This window comes from Snodgrassella gandavensis, assembly GCF_914768025.1.
GTDB lineage: Bacteria > Pseudomonadota > Gammaproteobacteria > Burkholderiales > Neisseriaceae > Snodgrassella > Snodgrassella gandavensis.
This window is the reverse complement of record NZ_CAJZCE010000011.1, coordinates 31232-50908: the sequence shown is the minus strand read 5'-3', so window position 1 is coordinate 50908 and position 19677 is coordinate 31232. Positions and strand designations below refer to the sequence as shown.

Annotated in this window: 21 protein-coding genes; 7 read left to right on the top strand and 14 right to left on the bottom strand. The window is 44.1% G+C overall.

What is annotated here, in order from left to right; all coding sequences use genetic code 11:
* Positions 1–7 precede the first annotated feature (7 nt).
* The 3 genes from MJ764_RS08635 to upp all read left to right on the top strand — a co-directional run bounded on the left by MJ764_RS08635 (position 8) and on the right by upp (position 2307).
* Positions 8–1270 carry an RsmB/NOP family class I SAM-dependent RNA methyltransferase gene (locus MJ764_RS08635; RefSeq protein ID WP_239326215.1) on the top strand — a complete coding sequence of 421 codons (1263 nt, stop codon included), beginning with the start codon at positions 8–10 and terminating at the stop codon, positions 1268–1270.
* An 18-nt stretch (positions 1271–1288) separates the two neighbouring features.
* A complete protein-coding gene (gene grxD, locus MJ764_RS08630; RefSeq protein ID WP_239326152.1) occupies positions 1289–1600 on the top strand; it encodes a Grx4 family monothiol glutaredoxin in 312 nt (103 codons plus the stop codon).
* Between the two features lie 74 nt (positions 1601–1674).
* Positions 1675–2307, top strand: a complete 633-nt coding sequence (gene upp / locus MJ764_RS08625; RefSeq protein WP_100090322.1) for a uracil phosphoribosyltransferase — start codon at positions 1675–1677, stop codon at positions 2305–2307.
* A gap of 323 nt (positions 2308–2630) precedes the next feature.
* Here the strand turns inward: upp and MJ764_RS08620 are convergent, their stop codons facing one another.
* The 6 genes from MJ764_RS08620 to arsC all read right to left on the bottom strand — a co-directional run bounded on the left by MJ764_RS08620 (position 2631) and on the right by arsC (position 8524).
* Positions 2631–4022 carry an ATP-binding protein gene (locus MJ764_RS08620; RefSeq protein ID WP_239326151.1) on the bottom strand — a complete coding sequence of 464 codons (1392 nt, stop codon included), beginning with the start codon at positions 4020–4022 and terminating at the stop codon, positions 2631–2633.
* Positions 3998–4660 (bottom strand): response regulator, encoded by a 663-nt coding sequence (locus MJ764_RS08615; protein WP_239326150.1) that lies wholly within the window; start codon positions 4658–4660, stop codon positions 3998–4000. Before MJ764_RS08615 ends, MJ764_RS08620 begins: the two co-directional genes overlap by 25 nt.
* A gap of 132 nt (positions 4661–4792) precedes the next feature.
* Positions 4793–5080 carry a hypothetical protein gene (locus MJ764_RS08610; RefSeq protein ID WP_239326149.1) on the bottom strand — a complete coding sequence of 96 codons (288 nt, stop codon included), beginning with the start codon at positions 5078–5080 and terminating at the stop codon, positions 4793–4795.
* Between the two features lie 817 nt (positions 5081–5897).
* Entirely contained in the window at positions 5898–7187 is a 1290-nt protein-coding gene (gene hemL, locus MJ764_RS08605; RefSeq protein ID WP_239326148.1) for a glutamate-1-semialdehyde 2,1-aminomutase, read from the bottom strand.
* Between the two features lie 320 nt (positions 7188–7507).
* Positions 7508–8167, bottom strand: coding sequence for a YdcF family protein (locus MJ764_RS08600; RefSeq protein ID WP_239326147.1), 660 nt, complete (start codon positions 8165–8167; stop codon positions 7508–7510).
* Positions 8168–8524: an arsenate reductase (glutaredoxin) gene (arsC, locus tag MJ764_RS08595; RefSeq protein ID WP_100090279.1), complete on the bottom strand. Its 357-nt coding sequence runs from the start codon at positions 8522–8524 to the stop codon at positions 8168–8170.
* Between the two features lie 277 nt (positions 8525–8801).
* Here arsC and MJ764_RS08590 point away from each other — a divergent pair, with 277 nt between their 5' ends.
* On the top strand, positions 8802–9320 hold the full coding sequence (locus tag MJ764_RS08590; protein ID WP_239326146.1) for a TlpA disulfide reductase family protein: 519 nt from the start codon (positions 8802–8804) through the stop codon (positions 9318–9320).
* 320 nt (positions 9321–9640) lie between these two features.
* On the opposite strand, the gene MJ764_RS08585 is transcribed toward MJ764_RS08590, so the two are convergent.
* Positions 9641–9796, bottom strand: a complete 156-nt coding sequence (locus tag MJ764_RS08585) for a hypothetical protein (protein ID WP_239326145.1) — start codon at positions 9794–9796, stop codon at positions 9641–9643.
* A 1010-nt stretch (positions 9797–10806) separates the two neighbouring features.
* Here MJ764_RS08585 and MJ764_RS08580 point away from each other — a divergent pair.
* Positions 10807–12108 (top strand): FAD-binding oxidoreductase, encoded by a 1302-nt coding sequence (locus MJ764_RS08580; RefSeq protein WP_239326144.1) that lies wholly within the window; start codon positions 10807–10809, stop codon positions 12106–12108.
* A 143-nt stretch (positions 12109–12251) separates the two neighbouring features.
* Here MJ764_RS08580 and serC read toward each other — a convergent pair whose 3' ends face one another.
* Together serC and MJ764_RS08570 are read right to left on the bottom strand one after the other, a co-directional pair.
* Positions 12252–13355: a 3-phosphoserine/phosphohydroxythreonine transaminase gene (gene serC, locus MJ764_RS08575; RefSeq protein ID WP_239326143.1), complete on the bottom strand. Its 1104-nt coding sequence runs from the start codon at positions 13353–13355 to the stop codon at positions 12252–12254.
* Between the two features lie 311 nt (positions 13356–13666).
* Positions 13667–14482, bottom strand: coding sequence for a competence/damage-inducible protein A (locus tag MJ764_RS08570; protein ID WP_239326142.1), 816 nt, complete (start codon positions 14480–14482; stop codon positions 13667–13669).
* Positions 14483–14614: 132 nt separating this feature from the next.
* On the opposite strand from MJ764_RS08570, the gene MJ764_RS08565 reads away from it, so the two are divergent.
* Entirely contained in the window at positions 14615–15433 is an 819-nt protein-coding gene (locus MJ764_RS08565; RefSeq protein WP_239326141.1) for an META and DUF4377 domain-containing protein, read from the top strand.
* 104 nt (positions 15434–15537) lie between these two features.
* On the opposite strand, the gene MJ764_RS08560 is transcribed toward MJ764_RS08565, so the two are convergent.
* The 5 genes from MJ764_RS08560 to trhA form a co-directional block, all read right to left on the bottom strand.
* Positions 15538–15966, bottom strand: coding sequence for a hypothetical protein (locus MJ764_RS08560; RefSeq protein ID WP_239326140.1), 429 nt, complete (start codon positions 15964–15966; stop codon positions 15538–15540).
* 194 nt (positions 15967–16160) lie between these two features.
* Positions 16161–16553, bottom strand: a complete 393-nt coding sequence (locus MJ764_RS11480) for a type IV pilin protein (RefSeq protein ID WP_275415294.1) — start codon at positions 16551–16553, stop codon at positions 16161–16163.
* A 45-nt stretch (positions 16554–16598) separates the two neighbouring features.
* Positions 16599–16934 (bottom strand): DUF2288 domain-containing protein, encoded by a 336-nt coding sequence (locus tag MJ764_RS08545; protein WP_239326139.1) that lies wholly within the window; start codon positions 16932–16934, stop codon positions 16599–16601.
* Between the two features lie 80 nt (positions 16935–17014).
* A complete protein-coding gene (locus tag MJ764_RS08540) occupies positions 17015–17881 on the bottom strand; it encodes a MetQ/NlpA family ABC transporter substrate-binding protein (protein WP_239326138.1) in 867 nt (288 codons plus the stop codon).
* Positions 17882–17955: 74 nt separating this feature from the next.
* Positions 17956–18579, bottom strand: coding sequence for a PAQR family membrane homeostasis protein TrhA (gene trhA / locus MJ764_RS08535; RefSeq protein ID WP_239326137.1), 624 nt, complete (start codon positions 18577–18579; stop codon positions 17956–17958).
* 179 nt (positions 18580–18758) lie between these two features.
* Between trhA and glyQ the strand changes: the two genes are divergently transcribed.
* Positions 18759–19676: a glycine--tRNA ligase subunit alpha gene (gene glyQ, locus MJ764_RS08530; protein WP_239326211.1), complete on the top strand. Its 918-nt coding sequence runs from the start codon at positions 18759–18761 to the stop codon at positions 19674–19676.
* Position 19677 lies beyond the last annotated feature (1 nt).

Genomic DNA, 19677 nt, shown 5'->3' with positions numbered 1-19677 from the left:
AATTATGATAAATGCGCAACAACTTGATTTGACAGCTGCTGCTCTGGCTCAGGTGTTAACGTTCAGACAGCCGGCAGATGTTGTGTTGTCGACCTTTTTCCGGCGCCAGCGCAAGCTGGGTGTACGTGACCGGCATGAAATAGCCGAAACTGTATTTGCTACTATTCGTCACTTGCAGAAAATCCAGAAAATGCTGCCCAGACCTCATAACAAGCCACGCCGTGCTGCTCTGGCGGCACTGGTTTTAGGGCGCGGTTTAAGTATTCATGCAGTGGAAAGCTTATGTGATGCTGAAGAAAAGCAGTGGCTGGTTGAATTAAAGCAGCACAAGTCTGATTTTGCTGCTACGCTGACAACTGCTGCCGAACTGCCTCAATGGCTGATTGACTGTTTGCAGCAGCAGGACTGGAATGAGAATCAGATTATTGCTTATGGCCGCAGTGTGATGCAGGCAGCGCCGCTGGATGTGCGGGTTAATACCCTGAAAGGTAAACGTGATAAGGTTTTGGTTGCGCTACAGGCAGAAGGCTTACGCGCAGAAGCTACTCCTTATTCACCTTGGGGAATCCGATTGTATGATAAACCAGCATTAAACCGTCACCCGTTGTTTCTGGATGGTGTGCTGGAAGTACAGGATGAAGGCAGCCAGTTACTGGCTCTGTTAACTGGCGTAAAACGTGGGCAGATTGCAGTAGATTTTTGTGCTGGTGCTGGCGGTAAAACTCTGGCAATGGGCGCGATGATGGCAGGCAGCGGACGCTTATATGCGCTGGATGTGGCAGAAAAACGTTTGGCTAATCTAAAACCACGTATGGTGCGTGCCGGTTTGACCAATATTCATCCGCAACGCATTGATAATGAACATGATGCGCGTATTGCCCGCTTGAAAGGTAAGGCGGATTGTGTTTTGGTGGATGCTCCCTGTTCCGGGCTGGGTACTTTGCGGCGCAATCCTGATTTAAAATATCGTCAGAGTGGTGACAATGTACAGGCATTGCAGCAACAGCAACGGTCGATTTTGCAGGCTGCTTCTGCTCTGGTACGCTCAGGTGGCAGACTGGTATATGCTACTTGCAGTATTCTGGAGGCTGAAAATCAGCAGCCGTTAAATGATTTTCTGGCCGCTAATACAGGCTGGCATATTGAACCGGTACATACATTGCTCAAGGGTATTGCTTTGCCATCCATGCAGAGTGATTATTTGCAGTTGAATACCAGTGAACATCATACAGACGGCTTTTTTGCCGCTGTACTAACACGCATTAAGTAAATGAAATAAGGAATGTACATGAGTACTCAGGAAAAAATTAAAACACTTGTTACCGAACATCCGGTTGTGTTGTTCATGAAAGGGACAAAACAGTTTCCACAGTGTGGTTTTTCATCCCGTGCTGTGCAGATTTTGCAGGCAGCTGGTTTGAAGGATTTCTATACTGTTAATGTGCTCGAAGATGATGATATCCGTCAGGGTATCAAGGAATATGCTGACTGGCCAACGATTCCGCAATTGTATGTAAAAGGTGAATTTGTTGGTGGTTCTGACATTATGCTGGAAATGTATGAAGCAGGTGAATTGCAGACTTTACTGGCTTCTGTCTGACTGAATTCTGTTCGGGGAATTTCCCGGTAACTATTTTGATTTAAGTGTTAAAGGAATTATTTTTGGAACAGGCTATGAATATCAATGTGATTGACCATCCGCTGGTGAAGCACAAACTGTCATTGATGCGTGAAGAGGATTGCAGTACCTATCGTTTTCGCACGCTGACAAAAGAGCTGGCACGGTTAATGGCTTATGAGGCCAGTCGCGATTTTGATGTAGAGATTGTCAAAATGCAGGGCTGGTGTGGTGAGATTGATGCTTACCAGATTAAAGGCAAGACTGTTACTGTGGTGCCTATTCTGCGCGCTGGACTGGGTATGCTGGATGGGGTACTGGATTTAATTCCTACGGCTAAAATCAGCGTAGTCGGTTTGCAGCGTGATGAAGAGACGCTGGAACCGGTACCTTATTTTGAAAAATTTGTTAGCCAGATGGATAAACGTCCGGCACTGATTATTGACCCCATGCTGGCTACTGGTGGTTCAATGAATGCAACCATTGACTTGCTCAAGAAAAAGGGGTGCAAGGATATTAAGGCACTGGTATTGGTAGCAGCGCCGGAAGGCGTTAAAGCGGTTAATGAGGCACATCCGGATGTGACAATCTATACCGCCGCTCTGGATGACCATCTGGACGATAATGGCTATATTATCCCCGGGCTGGGCGATGCTGGTGACAAAATTTTTGGTACCAAACACTGGTAAGCTACTGGCCGGTTTTTAAATCAGTCTGTTGGTGGACAGGGAAAAATTTGCCAATTTTAAAAGACAGAATGCTCAATGTGGGCATTCTGTCTTTTTAATTTATGTTCAATGAAATCAGGTTTGGCGCACGGTATGATGTGCAGTAATCTAATCAGCCATCTGATTGCAATTAGCCTTGCAGATAAATATTTTGAGTATTGTTTGGGTCAATGAGCATTTAAGTTTTTGTTCTGTATTCGTTTAGGGGAAAGCAAAGGTTGTTATTGATGCTATCTGGTTTTAATGAACATTAACTGGTGTAAATAGCAGGGTTTTGTCTGAATTTATTGATTGTAGATGTTAAATATCAGTCCAACAGCCAGCCCCGGCTTATGTTGGCTATTTGTCAGGTTTGAGTCTGCCAGCTGAATGGTTATATGCCATTGGTCACACAGGGTTTTGACGATGGCCAGTCCTAAGCCGCTGCCGTTTTCATTATTGCCCAGAATGCGGTAAAACGGTTCGAATATCAGCTTTCGTTCAGTTTCAGAAATACCATAGCCACTGTCTTCTATCCATAAAGCCAGCCGGTTGTCTGTGGTTGGTTTGGTTTGAATACATATCTGGCCGTGAGCAGGTGTGTATTTGATGGCATTAACCAGAATATTCTTCAGAATGGTTTGTAAATCATTGCTGCTGATGGGCAGGTTGATGTCTTCGCCAATGTCGACACTCAGGTTCTGCTGCTTCTGTTCAGCCAGGGGAAGTAATTCTGCAATCAGGTCGCGCAGTAAGGGCATCAAGGCAGTGTAAGCATTATTCGGCATAAGGTGCTGTTGTTGCTGATGTTGTGCTCTGGCCATGGATAATAGCTGGGTAAGCAGTTGTTCGGTGCGTGCTATACCGGCTTTGATTTGACCAATCAGTTTGTGCTGTTCCTGAATGGTTAAATTTGGTTCGTCAAAACGGGCTATCTGTATGGTAAGTGCAGTGATGGGGGTACGCAACTCATGTGCTGCATGACTGATAAATTTTTTATCAAGTTCAATTGCAGCCTGTAGCTGGCTGAAAAGGCGGTTTAGTGCGGTGATGAAAGGACGAATTTCAGTGGGTACGTGCTTGGTATCCAGTGGTGATAAATCATTGGCGTTGCGTGCAGTTAATTCGGTACTCATTTCTTGTGTTGCCCGGAACAGGCGGCGAATCCAGATGGCGGTAAACAGCCATAAGAGGGGCATAAGAATAAGAAATGGCCACACTACACTCAGGGCGCTGTCTTTGGCAATATGATTACGGTATGCTGTGCGCTGGGCAACAATAATGCGTTCGTGTTCGCGACTAAGGATGTAGACCCGCCAGTGCCGGGCTACGGTGGTAAAGTTGTGAAAGCCATCTTGTAGTTGCTGTAAGTTCTGTACAGCATTGTCATCACCCATCAGGATATTGAGATAGGGTGAATCGAGGGTCTGTGCCAGAATACGGGGTTTGGGCAGTGTTCTGGTGCTTTCGGGAAAGTTGAGATCTTCCGGTGTATCTCTGCGCAATATGGCACTGCGCGGGTCAAGTAAGTGCGCAATCTGTTCCAGTTGTGCATCCTGCAAATCCTGAGTTTCCCGAAATGCAGTCTGATAGGCAAGAATGTCGCCAATAATGGCGATAAAGGTGACCACGATGGTTAAAACCAGTAATAAACGCCATTGCAGTGATGATACTATCCGCGTCGATCCACTAGCCATCCCAGTCCCCGCACATTTTTAATGACATTGCTGCCGAGCTTTTTGCGAATTCCATGAATGACCACTTCCACAGCATTGCTCTCCACTTCTTCATTCCAGCCATAAATTTTTTCTTCCAGTTCTTGCCGAGACAGTATGGTACCCGGCTGCAGCAATAAACTGTAAAGCAGGGCGTATTCGCGTGCTGACAGGCGGGTAACCAGACCATTGGCGCTAACTTCTCTGGTGGCTGGGTTTAATGTGATGATGCCATTGCTGAGTACGGGGTTGACATGTCCACTGCGCCGGCGCAATAAAGCCCGGATACGAGCCAGTAATTCAGCAGGCGCAAATGGTTTGATTACATAGTCATCGGCACCACTGTCCAGACCATTAATGCGTTCTTCTACGCTATCACGGGCAGTAATCAGGATGACGGGTAAATCGCTGTTTTTGGCGCGCAGGTGGCGCAATACACTTAAGCCGTCCTGTTTGGGTACACCGATATCCAATAAGGCGATATCGTAGATATCTGGTTGTAATGCACTTTCTGCTGCTAGGCCGTCTGTAACACAATCGACAGCAAAACCGGCAACATGAAGCATGTCGCTTAGCGCTTCTGCAATCATTTTATCGTCTTCAAGAAGTAGAATTCGCATGGGTTAACATTTTTCCACATAGACTGATAAGCAGCCTGTATGAAATCAGGCTTATAGAAGATGTCTATGATAACAAAAACCGCTTCAGTGTTCCTGAAACGGTTTTTATTCAAACGTTAACCAGCTAGCTGATTAATTGGTTTCAGTAGTGGTAGTGGTTTGCTTGGTAGTAGTCATGCTGGCATCTGCTTTTCTGGTATGGGCTTTTTTAGCATGTATTTTTCTTACATGAGTTTTTTTTGCAGCTGGTTTAACAGCTTTAGGGGCAGGTTTAACAGAAGTAGTAGCTGGTTTAACGGATGTGGTAGCAGCAGAGGTGTTAGTGGTGGTAGTGGTAGTTGCAGCAACAGGAGCGGCAAAAGATGCAGCAGCAGTTAAACCGAAAATAGCACTTACAACAGCAGCAGTAATTTTTTTCATGACAGATCTCCATTAAAAAGTAATTTGGGACAATAACCATCTCGGTTCTTGTTAACGCACAGTATGGCTCTAAATACTTAGGCGAGACTTAGTTAATTGTTTTTTGTTGTTATTTTTTTGTAATTGTTAGTTAATTTATGCTGTATATTTTAGATTTTGCTAATTTTGTTTTTTAAATTTAAATCATTACCAGTCACTGGTTATACACAAAATATGTCAGAAAAATCATGGATATCAGTTGGGCTGGAACAAATGTAAGGGTGGTAAAAAAGCAAATATGCTGTGAATCATTTTTTATGAGGCTGGCAAGGCAATACGGCAATAAATTTAATATGATATGGTTGTTAAGTGTGGTGTAAGTTTTATTTGTTGTACTGTGGCCAACAATTGATTACCTGAGCACGGATGAACAAAAATTTCTGTAGGTTGCTGATACGTTTTTTATAGAGGCTAGAAAAATAGATAATTTATAGTTATGGCAACTAACTGTAAGTAAAATGGGCTTATGGTTTGCAGCAAATAACGAGAGCGTCGATAGCTAACAATGACACAGGTTTTATGTGTACGCACTTGATCAAGCAGCTAGCTCAGGTGATATTTTAATCAGGAACTCTATCTGTGTGATTGACCGATAAAGTTCTGTGTTTAATAACCAGTGAGCTATTGATTCAATAGTATGGAAAAGCGGGTGTGTTATGCTTGAACGGAAAAGTGATACTGGAGATGCATGGCTATCAGCTAAGGCTGGTTTGCTTAGCTGGTAAAAAATACCGGCGCATGCCCCCATATGGGATATGCGCCGATAATATTTTTTATGTTAGACAGTGCGTGCAATTTCGGTAAATGCTTCTGTGGCCAGACCGAGGGTGTCGGCAACGATTTCACTGCTATGAGCAGCGGATACAAAACAGGCTTCATATGCGGATGGCGCAAATGCCACACCGTGTGAGAGCATGGTATGGAAAAACGCTTTAAACAATACTTGATTGCAGTGCTGCATGTCTGCAAAACAATTTGGCAGTTTGGCGGTAAAGTAAAAACCAAACATACCACCGATACTGCGAGTACTGAATGGAATATTGGCTTCATGGGCTATTGCAGCCAGTCCATTACTGAGTTCTTGAGTGCGTGCGCTTAGCGTGGTGTAAAAATCGGGGCGCTGTATGATTTCCAGTGTTTTCAGCCCGGCAGCCACGCATACCGGATTGCCGGATAATGTACCTGCCTGATAAACCGCACCTAACGGTGAAACACAGGCCATGATGTCTGCGCGACCGCCAAAAGCAGCAACGGGCATACCACCGCCAATGATTTTGCCAATTGTGGTTAAATCGGGTTTGATGCCATGAATTGACTGTGCACCGCCCAGAGCAACACGAAAACCGGTCATCACTTCATCGTAAATCAGTACGCTACCATGTTGTTCAGTAAGGGTGCGCAGCGCCTGAACAAACTCTGGTGAGGCCGGAATCATGTTCATATTGCCAGCAATCGGTTCAACAATCACACAGGCTATACTGTCGCCCTGACTGGCAAATATCTGTTGCAGTGCCTCTACATCATTATAAGGCAGAACCAGAGTGTGACGGCTAAAGTCTTCAGGTACACCGGCTGAGCTGGGATGGCCGAAAGTTAGCAGACCGGAACCGGCTTTAACCAGCAGGCTGTCGGAATGACCATGATAACAGCCTTCGAATTTGATGATGTTGTCGCGTCCGGTAAAGCCTCTGGCCACACGAATGGCACTCATGGTGGCTTCCGTACCAGAGCTGACCAGACGGATTTGCTCCATACTGGGCATAATATGGCGAATTTCTTCGGCCATCCGGATTTCATTTTCAGTGGGCGCTCCGAAAGACAGGCCTTTTTCGGCAGCTTGACATACTGCTGCAACTACTTCTGGATGCGCATGTCCGACAATAGCCGGCCCCCATGAACCAACGTAATCGATATAACGGTTCTGGTTTTCATCCCATACATATGCTCCCTGTGCTTTATTAATAAAGCGTGGAATGCCGCCTACGCTGCCAAAAGCGCGTACCGGAGAATTCACTCCGCCCGGAATAATGGCTTTTGCCTGTTCGAAGAGTTGCTGGTTTCGATCCATGATTTGAGCCTTTGCTAATAGTAAATATGTCGAATGATTCGCTGTCAGGGATTAATCATACTATCGATTGCCCGACAGGGTTAATGGCCTTTGGCGGTTTTTTAGCCAGTATTGTCGGGTATGGAAAAAATGACTGTCTATGCTTACCGGTAGTTCTATGATATACAGGGAGAAATAGTTGTGAAGTTATTCAGTCTTGCGAAAGTTGCTGTAACAGATTTTAGTTTATAAATACCCGTTATGAAAGGGTGGAGTGCTGATTCTGTGAAAGTTCTGATTTCTGAATAAGTCTATACAAGAGGAATTGTAATTCGAAATAGTTACAAAAATCTGGTGTGTAATTGATGGATAAACTGCGGGAAATGCGCCAGAAGTTTTACCCATTGATACATCATAAGGGTATAGCTTTCCTGTGCCAGAAAGCGCAATTTAGACTGGGTAGCGGTATAACGGGTAGTCGGGGTAGGCGAAACCTGAACATTTAAACCCAAATCACGTGCCATAAAATCGGCACGTGCCAGATGATAGGGGTCGCTGACGATGATAAAACTGTCTAAGTCATTATCTTCGGCAATAGCTTGGGCATTAACCAGATTCTGCCAGGTATCACGCGAATGGTTTTCGTAGATAATATCACTGGCATCTACGCCGTTGCGGATTGCGTAGCGTCGGCCAACTGCGGCTTCAGTCATAAAACCGCTCTTGGGGCTGCCACCAGTGAATAAAATTTTTTTTACTTTGCCGGTACGATACAGATAGATAGCATGGTTAATGCGTTCGCGAAAAACCGGAGACGGGCGTTTATCCCATGCTGCTGCACCAAGTACGATTGCTGCATCGGCCTCACTAAGTACTTGCGGATGGCTGAATTGGTAAACTGTAGCAACACTGATGGCAAAATTGGTTCCGACAAACAGGCTGCCGGCAACAATAACACTACGCAAACAGTACCAGAAACCAAAATTAGTGCTGGCGTTCATTTACTGTTCAAGTAAAGCTTCGATATTGGTTAACGGGCGACCTATGGCGGCATGTTCACCAATTACTGCTATTGGCCGCTCTATCAATATCGGATGTGCTGCCATGGCTGCTATCAGTGTATCTTCATCGGCTTCGCGCAAATTCAGTTGCTTAAAGAGATCGTCTTTGCTGCGCATCATTTCCCGTGCTGAGTTAATCGCGAGTTTCCGTTTCAGTACGCGAATTTGTGCTTCGGTTAATGGTTCGGTCAGGTAGGGGATAACTTTGGTGTCGACATTGCGTACCTGAAGTAAGGACAAAGCCGCGCGTGATTTGGAACAATTCGGGTTGTGGTACAGTATGACGGTATTTGTCATGATTATCCCTGAACTTCTAAAGAAATGAAAAATCTAAATTGGAAGTGTGGACGAAACTTTCAATTTTGACAAGTATTATTAATTATTCTAATGGTTAAGCTGATTTTTGTGATTGATGTAAATGGATCATCAGATTTTAGTTACATATTTTAGTAGATTGCGGCAGGATAGAAGAATAGAAATGAAAGCCAACTGCTTCTCTGTAATTTATGCTGCTTAATTGTAGATGATGTATTCTATAATTAATGCTATTAAAATGTAATATTGAGGTAAGGATATGTCTCAGTCAGCCGTGCTTTTAAAAAAAATATTTTTATTTAGTGTGTTGTTTTTAGGTTGTATTCGTTTACAGGCGGCAGAATTGCAAAGCTGGCCACAGGGTAAGGCTGCAGTTTTACCAATGGATAAGCCGATACTTGTGGTCAATATCTGGGCAACTTGGTGTACGCCCTGCCGGAAAGAAATGCCCATGTTGTCACGCTGGTACCAGCAGCAACAGCGTTCTGGTAAAGGCACGGTTGCTGTGGCAGGGGTGGCTCTGGATACTGATGCTAATTTACAACGTTTTACTCAGCGGGTGTCCGTACGATATCCATTGTATCGCTATACGGGTACAGATAGCCGTGCCTGGATGAAACAATTAGGCAATGAGATTGGTGGTGTACCATTTACACTGGTACGGGCTCCCAAATGCGGGTTTCAGCAGCCACTGCTGGGCACGCTTACTGAAGCCAGACTCAATCAAGCAGTTGCAGCAGCCAGAAAACAATGTGCGCAACGCAAAGTTCGCTTATAAATTCTTTGCCGGTCAAGAAAAAAATGCATCCCCCAGTTTATTTGCTGATTAAGGTCAGCTTGCTCCAGTAGTAAGGCCGGGTTTCCAGTGCTAGTTTATCCTGATGATTGCTGATGTGCAGATTCCATTGTTGTAATTGGCTATACAAACTGTGTATTTCTCCGTTATGCCGGCAAATGCTAACGTGTTGGGTTCTAATCTGTTACAGCGTGGTGAGATTGAATGCTGTACTGTATGGATTCAAATCGGTGTATATGGGTGGCGCGGGCTTCAGTTTTTGGAAACCGCTTAATTCCTGAATTTCGCCGCCACGTGCGGGGTTAGTGTTGTGATGCTGCCTTAGCAGCAGCCACCTGTTCGGTTACCACACATTCAAGCGGGGAATTACTGGCCAGATGATTGGCGCCATGCAATCTGCGACTGGTGACTGTTTTACTGATGTATGCAGTTTGAAGTACTTCGATGTGGCCAGTCATATCAGTGGTGATGTTGGCGTATACCTAATGTGCTGCCGGTACTGCTGAGATTAACTCATGGGTAATATCCTGATACCCGCAATGATGGCCGGATTTGACTATGTCACTGGCCATGATGTTACGTGGTATGGTGAACAGTAGTTTGACGTTTACTACGTATCCATGTGATGGCGAAGTGATTGTTGCCGGAATTGAGCAGGCATAGGCTTGCGGTAACGTGCGCTATGCTAATGGCGGAAGGTTCTGTATTGAACTTCCTTACCCAACTTTAGTGAAATTGCTGCCATGATTCACGGGCGTCAGACATTGATAGCATGCCCATAGGGGCAAAGCTAGTCTGTACCTGTAAAATCTATCCAATCTGCGCGCAATTGAAAGTTATACTGTAAGAAATAGGCAGCGGCTGAAATAACTGCATGGGTATGAATGCTGTTATTTTAATTAAAGATAATTATATTGCTTAGGCACGGAGGTGCGATTGTGGCCACTGTGCGTCAAGCCCAAGTTGATACAGGCCATCTGATAGTTGTGGAGGTGGATATAAGTATCGACTTGGTGTTGCTAGGTAATATGCCGATAGAAAAACCACACACGGCAGTAAGCAGGTGCAAAGGACTGTGTCAGACTGCGACCTCAGATAATCGCGCGCGGATACAGTATAGGCTATAGCAAAAGCTGGTGTAGATTTTCTGGCGTAGGGTTATCTGACTCACCGTGCCTGTTATGGGGATATTAGTCTGGATTATGTGGATACTCAGATTATTAAGTCAAAGCGCAAGTAATCAAATTTTTTAGAATTAGATAAAATATTTGATTTTTGTTAAATATAGACAATTTGTATCTTTTATTTATTTGTTTGGCACAGATAAAATTGCTAATCGGCTTTGGCTATATCGAATGTATATCACTTAATAATGAAAAAATTAAATTTGTTGTACTGCTGTCTTTGCCTGTTACTGTCGTTTAAAACACATGCCGTGGTTGTAAATGATGTTACTGGGATGACACCCATGCAAGTAGCTGCTGTCGTGCAGCCAGAATCTACCCAACAGGTCGCTGAGCTGGTTAAAAGCACTTCAGGCTCAATCAGCATCGCCGGAGGCAAGTACAGCATGGGCGGACAAACGGCGATGCCAGGTGCGCTCCAGATAGATACACGCAAGCTAAATCATGTGATTGCTTTTAATCCTGAACAGAAGCTATTAACCATTGAGGCCGGTGCAAGCTGGCGTCAGGTACAGGAATTAATTGATCCTTATGGATTATCGGTAAAAATCATGCAAAGCTATGCCAATTTCAGCATTGGCGGTTCATTGGGTGTGAATGTGCATGGTCGTTATATTGGTGAAGGGCCTATTATCCTGTCTGTTGAGCAGTTCAAAATTGTACTGGCTGATGGTTCGGTAGTAATGGCCAGTCCGCAAGAAAATCAGGACATATTTTATGGCGCTATTGGTGGTTATGGTGGCTTGGGCGTTATCACGGAAGTAACTTTACGGCTTGCTGATAATGTTAAAGTAAAACGGATTAGTAGGGTGATGCCAATTGCACAGTATTCCCAGTATTTCTCTCAACATGTTCGTACTGATAAGGCCGCAATATTTCACAATGCTATAATGTACCCACCTGATTTCAAAAAAGTTCGTGCGGTCACTTTTGAACAAACGCAAGAACCACTAACTATTTTCAGCAGGTTAAGACCGCCCTTTAAGCGTTCACGCCAGCAGGAACAAAAACTAAAAATTGTGGCTGCATCTGATTTGGGCAAAGAATTGCGCAAATTACGTGATGAGGTGCATTATGTAAAGCAACCGGTGATGTGGCGTAATTATGAGGCCAGTTATGATGTAGCCAGTTTGCAACCTATTGCTGAAAAAAATAAAAGTTTTGCTCTGGAGGAATATTTTATACCAGTAGAGCGGTTTGACGATTTTTATCCTGAGCTAGTTGCTATCCTGAAAAAACATCGGGCTAATGTTGTCAATATTTCTATTCGTCATGCAAATCCCGATAGTGGTTCGCTGCTGGCATGGGCCAGAACTGAGGTGTTTGCTTTTGTTGTTTATTATCAGCAGGCTACTGATGAAAGCAGTAAAGAGCAGGTAGGTATTTGGACTCGAGGGTTAATAGATGCTGTACTGGCAAACGGTGGTAGTTATTTTTTACCTTATCAGTTGCATGCAACTCCTGAGCAGTTTCAGCGTGCATATCCACAAGCAGAGCAGTTTTTTAAACTTAAAGCGCAACTAGACCCAGAAAATAAATTCAATAATATGCTGTTGGAGCGATACCGTCCTAAAACTATTCAGTAGGGTAAAGCGGAAGCTGCATCTTTTAAGCAAAAGTTAAGTCCAAATTAATGATTTATGGTGCAAAATAATAATTTATTTGGGATAAAATTAAAAACCGGTGTAGCACATTGCTGCTACACCGGTTGAAGAAAAAATCAAAGAAATTAGCCGTATCGGCGCTGAAATTCCTGCATAAAACTTACCAAAGCTTCTACGCCCTGAATGGGCATAGCGTTATAAATGCTGGCGCGCATGCCACCAATTGATTTATAGCCGTGTAGCGCACATAAACCATGGGCATTAGCTTGCTGAACAAATATTTTGTCCAGTTCTTTTTCCGGAGTATGGAAAATGACATTCATATGTGAACGGGCATGTTGTTGCACATTGTTGGTATAAAAGCCATTACTATTATCAATAGCAGAATACAGGGTTTCAGCTTTCATGGTATTGATTGCCTGCATTTGTTCCACTCCACCCTGAGCCTGTAGCCAGCGGAATACCAGACCAGAAATATAAATCGGATAGGTAGCAGGGGTGTTGTACATCCCCTGACGGCTGATATGGCTTTGATAATTCCATACGTCGGGGATTCGTTCGGAACAGCGTTCAAGCAAATCTTCGCGAATAATAACGATGGTGGCTCCTGACGGACCAATATTTTTCTGGGCACCGGCATAAATAACACCAAAATCGGCAACATTAATCGGCCGTGAAAGTATTTCACTCGACATATCACACACAATTGGCGGCAACCCGTCTGGCTTGGGAATATCACGGTATTGCAGACCATGTACGGTTTCATTAATGCAATAGTGGACAAAGGCTGAGTTTGGGTCAACGTCCCAGCTTGTGGGGGCAGGTACGTCAGTATAGTTATACAAATCACCGCCATGTGCTGCCAAGTGTATTTCGGCATTGGAAAGTTTGCCCATTTGGCTGTGGGCAATCCGGCTCCAGTTGCCGGAAACGACTGAATCAACCCGTTTAAAGCCATTGGCCAGATTCATGACTACCATATTGAATTGAGCACTGGCTCCGCCCTGCATAAACAGTATTTTATAGTTGTCTGGAATATGCAGTAGTTGACGCAAGTCTTGCTCGGCATGATACAGAATACTGATAAATGCATCTGAGCGGTGGCTCATGGTCATGACTGAGCTACCGATACCGTTATAATCCAGCATTTCAGCCTGTGCTGTTTGTAATACGGCCTCTGGCAGTATTGCAGGACCGGCAGAAAAATTGTATTTGTTCAGTGTTGTCATGAATAAATTAATACCTGTTGCTAAGGTGTACGGTTGATAGGTTTAGTACACTATCGACTGGTTCTATATGTATCGGTATCCGGATAACCACTAAACCAGATACTGCTGTAAGTTGCTGGAATTCTAGTTGCTTGCCAATTGAAACGCAAATACAAAACCATTTTGCATGTAAAGTGGTAAAAGTATGGTTTTTTCAGCCTGTCAGCACGATGGATATAGTTTTAAACCCTTTTTTTTAGCATTTAGACAGGTAATTTTTCTATAAATTACAGAATTTATCCTGATATTAATCCACTATATCGGATGCAGATTCAGCCTTCACTGCTTTTATCCAGTGGGGTGATCTGGGTGGCACCAAGCTGTTTCAGTTTCTGTACAGCCTCTTCCCAGACTTCTGGCAGAGTGGAGCAGTCTTTACCCCAGGCTTTCAAGCCAAATTCGAGCCGGTATTGATGTATTTGTTCTTTAGCTGGTAAATCATCACGGATGGTGGGCAGGCTGAAAGTTTTCATACCCGGCCAGTTTTGTTCAATCTGCTCCATCAGTGGCGCAATCCGCGATTCGGGTATGCCGTCAACCACTGCGGCTTTAATGGCCAGTTTATGCTGGAAAAAGTTCTGCCGGTAATATTGGTCTAATACCCATTGAGCCATTGGGTGTGCCATTTTGGGGAAGCCGGGTAAAAAGTAATGTTCTTGGATTGAGAAGCCGGCGATGTTGTTGAACGGATTTGGAATCAGTGCCGCTCCCTGAGGAAAAGCGGCCATTTTTGCCCGTTGTAAATGAGCTGGGCTGTTTAATGTGTCGCCATATTGGACTGAAATGGCTTCAATCGCTTTCAGAGCTTCGGGATGAGCGGTTAATGGCAGGTTTAAAGCATTGGCACAGGCCTGACGAGTATGGTCATCTGGTGTGGCTCCTATGCCTCCGGTGACAAAAACAGGTATTTTCTCTTTAAATGACTGCTCTAACTGCCGGCTGATTATTGCCCGATCATCAGGTAAATATTGCGCCCAGGCCATATATAGACCGTGTTGTTGGAATAGCTGTCTGAAAAAAATAAAATGGCTGTCCTGACGTGAACCATTCAGAATTTCATCGCCGATAATGATGATGCCAATTTGCATGCTGACTCTCCTGAATTTGTTGCCGCTGTTGCATAATAGCTAATCTTGCAGTTATATAAAACATGATAGTTGTTTTATGCGTAGATTTATTTTAATGTGCAGGTGTTGTGTTGTTTAAGCAAGGATATACTTATGACTATCAAAAAAATGGTAGTAACTGCCCTGATTGTCGGCAGTCTGACTGCCTGTGCACATACATCTGACCATAAAGTTAATATGCGTGCTGCTAGTGTGCAGCAGTTAGGCGCTTATGATTGGCAGCTAGTAGAAGCAACTGATCGACATGGCCGGCCATTGGCTAATTTCAAGACGAATTCGGCCTTGAAACTGAATTTTGCTGGCCAGCGGCTAAATGTTTCGGGTGGATGTAACTCTATTGGTTCTGCTTACCAGCTAAGCGGACAGGATATGCAAATTCAGGCACCAATGAGTACTATGATGGCCTGTGCCCCTGATGTGATGGCACAGGATGCAGCGATTATTGCTTTTATGAATGGGCAGAAACTGCATGCAGGATTGCTTAACACTGAAAATGCCCAGAATGCTCAGCCGCAGTTATGGATTGAAAATCGGCGTGGCGAACATTTGCTCTGGCGTGGTGTGCCCACAGCCACTGCCCAGTATGGCCAGCCTACAGTGGTGTTCTGGGAAATAAGTCCGCAGACACAAACCTGTCAGACGGACAATGGCGCAGCTCAATGCCTGAAAGTGCGTGAAATTTTCTATAACGATCAGGGGGTGAAAGTCAAAACTGGTGTATGGCGTAATTTTGCCGGCACGATTGACGGCTGGCAGTTTAATCCGGCAGAAAATCAGGTACTACGGTTGAATGTCTATGAGGTAAAACCGGCTGGTGCTGCGGATGATACTACTGCCAGCCAGTATGTTTATAAATTGGATCAAATAATTGAACGCTCTGTAGTGAATTCATCCAAATCCAAGCATAAATAAAATTTACCTGATAAGTAGTTAAATAAAAAGGCAATGATTTATTCATTGCCTTTTTATGTAATCTGCAGCTTTCTAGATAAATGTCATTCTGAAGTTCTGGGAATTTACTGATGCAGATACATATCTGGCTGGCCATCTGCATTATTCAGTATCAGTGTCTGTTTGCTCTTCCGATGGTCAAATTTGCCACTACGGCTAACAGATTTGGTCAGACCATCTCTGCTAACCTGATTCTGATATGTAAAATTTTGATTCGGGTCAAGGCTGAAAGATGAAGTTTCACTGTATTGATGACATTCTGGCTGTTTACAGTTTTTAAATAGCTTAACCTGATTATCATCCTGAAAAAACGAAGCAGATAATTTGTCGATTTCTTTCTCAATCTGTTGTTGCTGGTTGTACATCTGCACGATGATTTTTTCAGCATCATCTAGCCCATCATTAACAGCATCATTTCGATGGCTGGCTGCCAGTGCGGAATTGGCCAGTGTTAAAGTGGTTGATAGGAGTAGGATTGATTTCAGCATTTCCATATATCTGATCTTCTATTTTTGTCAAAAATTTAATCACTTGCTTGAAACTACAAGGTTAAATATTGAATCTTTTCGCGATTTTTCAACTATTATTATACTTGAAAGGTAAAACCAAAGTTATCAAAGTAAATATATTGTTGAAAAATACGGTTTTCAATAGTATGTGTTGTAACATGAAATGCATGAATGAGAGTTTAATAAGGATTACATTCTTGTGGTTGAGTGTTCTCGCACAATAATATACCCTCTAAACTGTCATAGACAACCTCTCTGGTAGCACCGCTATTGGCTGCTGTAGGCGTAGCCACCAGACGATAGCTATTGGGTTGATAGTCGCCTGCAAAAGTAAAAAATGTTGCGCTTTTACCTTGTTCGAGCGTATCCCCATAACCACTGAAAGTATTATTTTTAGCGTAATACCGTTCCAGTTTGTTGGCATTTCGCACTAAATCAGCGCGGGCATTTTGTTCGCGAGCTTTAATCACATAGTTATTATAGGATGGGTAGGCTATAACGGCTAATATGGCGATAATGATGATGGTAATCATCATATCAATGAGTGTAAAGCCCTGATTGTGACGTTGCATAATGTTCTCTTTCTATTATGAATGCTTGTGTTAAGTACTTATGGCTTATTTGCTTCCGACAATAGTATTGTCTAGCTGGATCAGCACATATGGCCTTACCACAACGGCCCACATTGGCTGATTACAATCAAAATACTGCTGTGCCATTATATCGCTGATTTTACTAATTTTACCTTTATGTATCAAAAGTGCAATGGTAGCGCTGTCATCTGCGGCTATCATACGGGCAATATCAACTAAATCCAGCTCCGGTGCAACATAAATACAGCTGCCACGGGCAAAATGAGGTTGGAGCTCATGCCAGCAGATACGTGCAGTTTCTAGATTAATTTTCTGTTCTAATGGTAGTTTATCACCGGCGATAAAATTGTTCGTCTTCATGCTTATCTAAATCTTAGTGGTAAAAGCATTTCGTTATCGACGTTTGTAACGAAATGCTTGGTCAAGGCTACTGCGGGTAATTATTGTGCTGGTGCAGATGTGGGTTGAGTGCCCTGTATGCCCCAGGATTCAGGATACTTGTAACCAGCAAAACGCTTGAACGCATACTGTTTGAATGCAGCAGAATTGTATGCAGCTTTTATGTCTTTTACCCACTGACTATCTTTGTCGGCAGCTCGGATTGCAGCCCAGTTAACATAAGTGAAGCCGGGTTCGAGGAACAATGCCGATGTAAATTTCAGGCCTGAGCTGGTGGCAAAATTGCCATTAATCACTGCAAAATCCACATCGTGGCGGGAGCGGGGTAATTGAGCAGCTTCCAGTGGTACCAGTTTGATGTTTTTGTTATTGCTGGCAATATCGGCTAATGAGGCCTTAAGAGGGTTAATGTTGGCTTTTAGGGTAATCCAGCCCAGTTTGTCCAACATAACCAGTGCACGTGCCAGATTGGATGGATCATTGGGTACAGAGACGCTGGAACCACTTTTTACGGCACTCAGTTCGTGCAGCTTGCCGGTATATATGCCCAGAGGGCCGGTAGGAACCTGAAAAGCCGGTATGATTGCCAAGTGGCGCGACTGGGCAAAATCATCCAGATATGGCTTGTGCTGGAAAATGTTGATGTCAATAGATTTATCTGCCAGCGCCAGATTGGGGCGAACATAATCGGTAAATTCCAATAGTTGTACCTTATAGCCCTGTTTTTCCAGTTCGGGCTTCACCTGATCACGCACCATATCGGCAAAGTCGCCTACGGTAGTACCGACAATAATTTCTTTTTTCGTCTGCTCAGATGAAGCAGCAGATTGTGTGGTTTTTTCACCACCACAGGCCGCCAGAGTGAGCAGGCACAGACTAAAAAACAAAGTTTTCAGGTATATTTTCACTTAACTTCTTCCATTTAATCATTGGTAATTGATGTTGGCGACATTTGTATTTAACTATCTGTATTGCCGTAATTTCAGATATAGGCGTAAACACAGATAAATTGTGCCAGACTGCCCAGCATCACAAATAAGTGCCAGATGCCATGACCATGGCGGATTTTTTCATCATTGATAAACCAGTAAATGCCGATACTGTATGCCAGCCCACCGCTAGTCAGCCAGAATAGACCCGGTGAAGACATACGCTGTGTCAGCGGATAGATGGCAATGATAATCAGCCAGCCCATCAACAGATAAAGAATCAGTGACAAGATGCGGGTTTCACTTTTGCGTCCAATAGTCACTTCCTGAATGATACCAAATATTGCCAGTCCCCACGATACACCGAGTAACGACCAGCCCCAGCCACCGTTTAATGTTGTGAGAGTAAAAGGGGTATAGCTACCGGCAATCAGCAGATAAATGGCACAGTGATCAAATTTTTGTAACACTGCCTTGGCGCGGTGTGAAGGAATGGAATGGTACAGAGTTGATATACCATACAGAAGGATCAGGCTGGCGCCATAAATAATTGAACTGACAATACGGTAAGCATCTCCGTAATGTGCAGATTTGATTAGGAGAAATCCTGTGCCTACGATGGCAAGGATAAAGCCGACAAGGTGAGAATATGCGTTAAAGCGTTCGCCACGATACATTTTGAGAGATGGAGTCAATAAATGAAAAGGCTATCGTTTCACCGCCAGCCAGAAGGTGCAAGTGTTTTTTGAGTTTATTATTTACACGGGTGGTTATTCTGGAACGTGATGATGGCTGTTCAACTGCTGGCAAGCACAGTAAAATAGACAATTTTGCAGACTATCAGAAATTTCCCGTCATGCTGACTTTCCAAGAAATTATTTTTACTTTACAGAATTACTGGGCACGCCATGGCTGTGTGGTGTTGCAGCCTCTGGATATGGAGGTGGGCGCGGGTACCAGCCATCCGGCCACCTGTCTGCGCGCTCTGGGGCCTGAACCTTGGTTTGCAGCCTATGTACAACCGTCGCGCCGTCCCAAGGATGGCCGCTATGGTGAAAATCCGAATCGCCTGCAACATTATTACCAGTTTCAAGTGGCGCTAAAGCCGGCACCGGATAATATTCAGGAGTTATATCTGGCCTCTTTGCAGGAGCTGGGTATTGATCCGCGTCAGCATGATATCCGCTTTGTTGAGGACGATTGGGAAAATCCTACCTTAGGTGCCTGGGGGTTGGGCTGGGAGGTATGGCTCAATGGCATGGAGGTGACACAGTTTACCTATTTTCAGCAGGTAGGCGGTATGGACTGTTCACCGGTTTTGGGGGAAATTACTTATGGTATTGAGCGGCTGGCCATGTATTTGCAAGGCGTTGAAAATGTCTACGATCTGGTTTGGGCCAAAACTCAGGACGGGCAGATTGTGACTTATGGCGATGTATACCATCAGAATGAGGTAGAGCAGTCTACTTATAATTTTGAGTTCAGTAATGCAGAATGGTTACTGGCACAGTTTAACCATTATGAAGCGGAAGCCAAGCGTCTGCTGGCTATAGAGAATGTCAGTCTGGCGCTGCCTGCATATGAGCTGGTACTCAAGGCCGGACATACATTTAATCTGCTGGATGCACGTGGTGCCATTTCTGTGACTGAACGCGCCACTTATATTGGCCGTGTACGTGCTTTAAGCCGTGCAGTTGCGCATAAATATGTGGAAAGCCGCGAAAAACTTGGTTTCCCGTTACTGAAAAAAAATACTAACGGCCAGACAGCCTGAA

What these genes read in the sequence shown, in the direction of transcription:
- grxD (WP_239326152.1), top strand. Translation starts at nt 1,289, where the DNA reads ATGAGTACTCAGGAAAAAATTAAAACACTTGTTACCGAACATCCGGTT.
- upp (WP_100090322.1), top strand. Translation starts at nt 1,675, where the DNA reads ATGAATATCAATGTGATTGACCATCCGCTGGTGAAGCACAAACTGTCA.
- MJ764_RS08620 (WP_239326151.1), bottom strand. Translation starts at nt 4,022, where the DNA reads ATGGCTAGTGGATCGACGCGGATAGTATCATCACTGCAATGGCGTTTA.
- MJ764_RS08615 (WP_239326150.1), bottom strand. Translation starts at nt 4,660, where the DNA reads ATGCGAATTCTACTTCTTGAAGACGATAAAATGATTGCAGAAGCGCTA.
- MJ764_RS08610 (WP_239326149.1), bottom strand. Translation starts at nt 5,080, where the DNA reads ATGAAAAAAATTACTGCTGCTGTTGTAAGTGCTATTTTCGGTTTAACT.
- hemL (WP_239326148.1), bottom strand. Translation starts at nt 7,187, where the DNA reads ATGGATCGAAACCAGCAACTCTTCGAACAGGCAAAAGCCATTATTCCG.
- MJ764_RS08600 (WP_239326147.1), bottom strand. Translation starts at nt 8,167, where the DNA reads ATGAACGCCAGCACTAATTTTGGTTTCTGGTACTGTTTGCGTAGTGTT.
- arsC (WP_100090279.1), bottom strand. Translation starts at nt 8,524, where the DNA reads ATGACAAATACCGTCATACTGTACCACAACCCGAATTGTTCCAAATCA.
- MJ764_RS08590 (WP_239326146.1), top strand. Translation starts at nt 8,802, where the DNA reads ATGTCTCAGTCAGCCGTGCTTTTAAAAAAAATATTTTTATTTAGTGTG.
- MJ764_RS08585 (WP_239326145.1), bottom strand. Translation starts at nt 9,796, where the DNA reads ATGACTGGCCACATCGAAGTACTTCAAACTGCATACATCAGTAAAACA.
- MJ764_RS08580 (WP_239326144.1), top strand. Translation starts at nt 10,807, where the DNA reads ATGCAAGTAGCTGCTGTCGTGCAGCCAGAATCTACCCAACAGGTCGCT.
- serC (WP_239326143.1), bottom strand. Translation starts at nt 13,355, where the DNA reads ATGACAACACTGAACAAATACAATTTTTCTGCCGGTCCTGCAATACTG.
- MJ764_RS08570 (WP_239326142.1), bottom strand. Translation starts at nt 14,482, where the DNA reads ATGCAAATTGGCATCATCATTATCGGCGATGAAATTCTGAATGGTTCA.
- MJ764_RS08565 (WP_239326141.1), top strand. Translation starts at nt 14,615, where the DNA reads ATGACTATCAAAAAAATGGTAGTAACTGCCCTGATTGTCGGCAGTCTG.
- MJ764_RS08560 (WP_239326140.1), bottom strand. Translation starts at nt 15,966, where the DNA reads ATGGAAATGCTGAAATCAATCCTACTCCTATCAACCACTTTAACACTG.
- MJ764_RS11480 (WP_275415294.1), bottom strand. Translation starts at nt 16,553, where the DNA reads ATGCAACGTCACAATCAGGGCTTTACACTCATTGATATGATGATTACC.
- MJ764_RS08545 (WP_239326139.1), bottom strand. Translation starts at nt 16,934, where the DNA reads ATGAAGACGAACAATTTTATCGCCGGTGATAAACTACCATTAGAACAG.
- trhA (WP_239326137.1), bottom strand. Translation starts at nt 18,579, where the DNA reads ATGTATCGTGGCGAACGCTTTAACGCATATTCTCACCTTGTCGGCTTT.
- glyQ (WP_239326211.1), top strand. Translation starts at nt 18,759, where the DNA reads ATGCTGACTTTCCAAGAAATTATTTTTACTTTACAGAATTACTGGGCA.